The organism is uncultured Campylobacter sp., from assembly GCF_938045535.1.
Lineage (GTDB): Bacteria > Campylobacterota > Campylobacteria > Campylobacterales > Campylobacteraceae > Campylobacter_B.
In genome coordinates this window covers 1-3,082 of sequence record NZ_CALIMQ010000147.1, presented here as the reverse complement: position 1 = coordinate 3,082, position 3,082 = coordinate 1, and the positions used below count along the sequence as shown (strand labels likewise).

The window sequence follows — 3,082 nt, the reverse complement described above, 5'->3', positions numbered from 1 at the left end:
AAAATTTTCCGCAATATACCTCACATAGACTTAATCTGCGATAATTTTAGTATGCCTCAAATATCGTTAAATTAGAGCTTTTGCTTGATCTACTCTAGCAAATTTCATCTCAATGCTTCGTAGATATTTGGCTCTCTTGCTCCGCTCATCTCGCCTCTTGCCGCGAAGGTAAAATTTAATTATATCCTCCATTTATCGCACATTATTCGATATTTGTTTTATTGTTTTCTCTTTTTCATCGTAGTAGTATTTATACAACAAGTTATATTCTAGGCTTTTGCTAAATTTCATATTTTTATCTATTACTATAAATAGGAAGCTATAATTAATATGGAGCGGTAGATATTTTATAGGCGTCTCAAAATCATCTATTTTATAACTCGCTTCATCAATTTTTATTCTATTTTTATATTGTTCATACCTATGGCAAAAAATATCATAATTTGGATTACTCGGCTCAATATATGCATAAAGACTCAAAAATATCGAATTTAGTGGTATAACAAATACAATATCCGTATGGTCAAAACCAAAACTCTTATCAATTTCCAATGAATTGTTGAAAATTTTTTCTGTTAATATAATTTCCCTAGATTCCCTATCCCTATAACTATACTCATCAATATCATTAAAAAATATTCCGTACTTTAAAGAACCATCTTCCAAAACCAAACTTTCCTTATCTTCCCAAGGATATACGACTTCGGTATTAAAAATTTCTTTATCTATATGGGTTTCGGCATCTTGTATAGCTTTGCCATTTCTGCAAATTTTTGAGCCCAAATCCATAAGATAATCTAAATTTAGCCTTTTATCTATCTTATAAAATTCGCATTTATTATCGGGGCGCTCATCGCTATGGCATTCTGAATAACGAATCTCTACGCCGCCGCCGATTTCGTTGGCCGTATCGCCATATTCCTTTTTAACTGCTTTAATTCGTCTATCATATTCTCTTTTATTAAAGTTATAAAAAAAGTGCCAATCTTTAAGCATACACTTTAACGCTCTATCTTTAAGCTGTATATCGGTAAGATTGCCATCTAGATTACATACCCATTTATATGGATCGTTTTCTTCTTTTTCGACCAAATAAAATATTATGCCGGAAGCGCATATTATTATGATGAAAGCCAAGCACAGATAATATCTCATTTTCAAATTTTGCTCCTAAAATTTTCCGCAATATACCTCACATAGACTTAATCTGCGATAATTTTAGAATGTCTCAAATATCGTTAAATCAGAGCTTTTCTTGATCCGCTTCGGCAAATTTCATCTCAATGCTTCGTAGGTATTGGGCTCTCTTGCGCCGCTAGTCGCGCCTCTTGCCGCGAAGATAAAATTTAGCTGGGCTTTCCCAGCTTAAACGCCCTTTTTGCCGTCATATAAAAGCCGCTAAAGATAAAAAGCGCCATGCAAAGCGAGATGAGCGACCATAAAATTTTACCCGCTAGCCCGAAAAAATAGCCCGTGTGAAGCTGATAGTTCGCATCTTTAAACTCGCCCACGGTGATACCCTCCGTCTGCTTCTGCTGTGCGACTTTGCCCTCCTTTAGCTTCACGCTCGCGCCTTTTGGACGGGCGGTAGCGGGCGCGTCGGGCTCATAATACCTGACGCCGATCTTATCTCCGGCTGCGAGCATTAGGGTAAATTCTTTATATTCTATGCCACTTGATCTGAATATCTCATAAGCCCTCTGCGCGTCGCTAAATTTATACGTAGCGGGCTTTTTGCCCTCCTCTTTAGCAGGTGCGGCGGCGTGATCTTTAGAAGCGGCGGCTTTAGGCGCGCTAGCTTGCGGTAAATTTTGCGAACTTACGAAAAGCTTCATCACGGCATCGTTATACCAGCTATACGACCAGTTAAGCCCGGTTAAGCAGATAAGCAGGTAAATCACTGCACTTAGCGAGCCTAGACTCGTGTGTAAATTGTAAAAAAGAGCGTATTTTTTGAGTTTAAAATTCGGCCTTATAGCTTCGATAAATTTACGCCTAAGCCTTGGGAAATGCAGCCAGACGCCACTTATTACGAGCAGTATCATCGCCACGACGCTCGCGCCTACGATCTGTTTGCCGATCTCGCCCGCAGTTTTGTTGCTGCTTAGCGATAAACCCAAATTTCGGTGCAGAGACATCACCGTTAGCACAAAGCCCGTGCCGCGATCCTTGCCGATGATCTGCGCGGTGTACGGATCGACCAGATACGCATCATTTCTGTTTGCGTAAACGACGAAGGCTTCGTCATCGCTTTTGGGCACGACGAGCCTTACGGGCTGCTTAGCGCCCGTTTGCTCGCTAAAGCTTTGCAGGATTTTCTCCACGCTTTGCATTTCGCCTGTTTTTTCGACCTTTTTAGAGCCCGCGTTTATTAGCGCCTCAAACTCGTGCTGATACGACAAAATCGCACCCGTAACGCCTATGATAAGCAGCGGGATAGAAAAAACGATCGACAAAATAAGATGGACGTTAAATAAAATTTTATTGCGCTTCAAAAGCGAGCTCATTGTAGATCCTTGCGAGATAAATTTAATCTTTATTTGATTGAGGTTCGCAATTATATTGTGCGATTTTAAATATTTAGATAATTATCATTAAGATTTAGACCGCGAAATTTTAAGGCGCGTTATGGTATCACAAGAGCGCCCAGGCACTTAGCGCAACGTCATAAACCGCGTGCTGCAAGATCTAAAAGCTAAAAATTTAATCCGCCTTTCGCGCGGCAAGATGACGCCGGTGAGGTAAAATTCTAAGCGCGATTTATAAAAAACGCGCTTAGAATCTCGTAAATTTAGAAATTTTGCGCTAAAATTGCCAAAGACGCGAGCTTGCGTAATCCAAAAGAAACAAGGTCATTATTATGTCGCAAAGTATAGTCGAGTTTGCTACGATAATCCTTTATGTTACGATAGGCTTTTGCCTTCTTGTTTCATTGCTTGATAAAAACAGATCATTCAAAACCGTAGATCACGGAACTCTGTTTATCTCCACCGATCCGCTTTTAAAAATGCAGATGTTTATAATATTCCTAAGCTTCGGCGTAGTCACTCTATCCAGCTCGCACGTAGCAAAACATAACGGC

At 39.8% G+C, this 3,082-nt stretch carries 3 protein-coding genes; 1 reads left to right on the top strand and 2 read right to left on the bottom strand.

Features of this window, described 5'->3' with window-relative positions; all coding sequences use genetic code 11:
* Positions 1-192 precede the first annotated feature (192 nt).
* Together Q0095_RS04705 and Q0095_RS04700 are read right to left on the bottom strand one after the other, a co-directional pair.
* On the bottom strand, positions 193-1,155 hold the full coding sequence (locus Q0095_RS04705) for a hypothetical protein (protein WP_297881830.1): 963 nt from the start codon (positions 1,153-1,155) through the stop codon (positions 193-195).
* A 191-nt stretch (positions 1,156-1,346) separates the two neighbouring features.
* On the bottom strand, positions 1,347-2,507 hold the full coding sequence (locus tag Q0095_RS04700; protein WP_297881828.1) for a PepSY-associated TM helix domain-containing protein: 1,161 nt from the start codon (positions 2,505-2,507) through the stop codon (positions 1,347-1,349).
* 353 nt (positions 2,508-2,860) lie between these two features.
* On the opposite strand from Q0095_RS04700, the gene Q0095_RS04695 reads away from it, so the two are divergent.
* Positions 2,861-3,082: hypothetical protein (locus Q0095_RS04695; RefSeq protein ID WP_297881826.1), on the top strand; the 222-nt coding region annotated here is incomplete at its 3' end.